Below are 1,503 nucleotides of genomic sequence, written 5' to 3' on the forward strand. Positions count from 1 at the left end.
GTTTGATATCCAAACCAGCAGCAGGTGAGTAAACCCTCACACTCATTTTAGCATAGGCAGCAGTAAGCGGAATCTTGGTCGCAAAGCCCGATGCTGTACCAAGCGTTGTACCGGCCCAAACTTCGGCGCCATTTGGTTTAAGGGTTTTCATTACTTTGTTAGCAGCATTGGCCGGGTCGGCAGCTAATGAGGACTGGTTATTGCCAAAATCACTCAAAGTATAATCGTAGTTAGGGTCATCAAACGTAACCGGCAAATCAATTTGCTTACCTACTTTAACTGCCTGCGTGAATACCGTTGTTTCGGCACCACCACTCAGGGCCGTTACCGTTACGGTATAACTGCCTGCACCTGCATAAGCATGTGTTACAGTTTGGCCTTCCAAAAATGATTTGGATGGTACCGGGTTGGTAGCTGTTGAATCGCCGTAGGATACTTTAAACAAAGTTTCGTAATCGGCAGTTGCAGATACGTTGACATTAAGGCCATCAGTAGCCAGCGTAACCTTTAAATTCTCTGGTGCCCTAAATGCTACGGTTAAAGCCTGGGTAGCGGTTGTGGTTTTACCGGTGAGGTTATGGCCTACCAACTTTACAGTATAGTTCCCCTCGGCGTATTTATGCTGAACATTTTTACCCGCAGCAACTTTAACAAAGGTATCGCCGCTGTCGCCAAAGTAAACATCGTACGATGTTACTCCCTCGCCATTGGGGGTAATGGTTACCAGTCCGGTATTGTCATGCGTTATATCAAACAATACGGATAACTTTCCGGGATCGGCGGCGTTTTTAACAAATGAAGTATCGGTAAATTCCTCCTTTTTACAACCGGCCGCTATGGCAAGCAAAAGGGAAATACCTAAAATATATTTCGTTGATTTCATGATCTTTTTCGTTAATGGTTAATGATTAGTATCCCGGATTTTGAGTTAACCCTGAAATATCCACTTCCTGCTGAGGTACCGGGAATACTTCATTTTTACCAGTTTTAAACCCTGTGATCCTGGTAGCTGCCTGCCCGGTACGTACCAGGTCGAAAAAGCGGTCGCCTTCCATGCCCAGTTCCAATCTTCTTTCATCCCAAATGGCTTGCTTTAACGTTGCCCCTGTAGCAGTGATGTTATGATTAGCATCCTTAAAAGCACGGGCGCGTACCTGGTTCAGGTAACCCTGAGCTTTGGTATCATTGGGTGATCCGGCCCTGTTCTCGGCTTCGGCTGCCATCAGTAAAACTTCGGCATAACGTAAAGTCCTGAAATTGTTGAGGTAGTTTAACTCCACCTGTCCTGAAGTTTCGCCTTTGCGGGGCAGGTACTTGCCATTATATAAACCTGTGTTTTTATAAGGCGCTACCTGGTAAGTGATATTGAAAGATGGATTGGCCGTTTTATAAGCTTCGATATCAAAAGCGGTGATAGCCTTGCGCTGATCTCCGGCTGAATAAGCCGCTGCCAAATTCTGTGTAGGCAGGTTGGTGCTCCAGCCAGCCGCATAAGGCATATCG

The 1,503-nt window shown here is 46.1% G+C and carries 2 protein-coding genes; both read right to left on the reverse strand.

Annotated features, from left to right (window positions below):
• Window positions 1–883, reverse strand: an 883-nt coding sequence (locus VF500_RS21380; RefSeq protein WP_330861626.1) for a hypothetical protein, incomplete at its 3' end; no start/stop codon positions are given.
• 25 nt (window positions 884–908) lie between these two features.
• On the reverse strand, window positions 909–1,503 hold a 595-nt coding region (locus VF500_RS21385), incomplete at its 5' end, for a RagB/SusD family nutrient uptake outer membrane protein (protein WP_330861627.1).

The sequence above is a fragment of the Mucilaginibacter sp. genome (genome assembly GCF_036383575.1).
Classification (GTDB): Bacteria; Bacteroidota; Bacteroidia; order Sphingobacteriales; family Sphingobacteriaceae; genus Mucilaginibacter.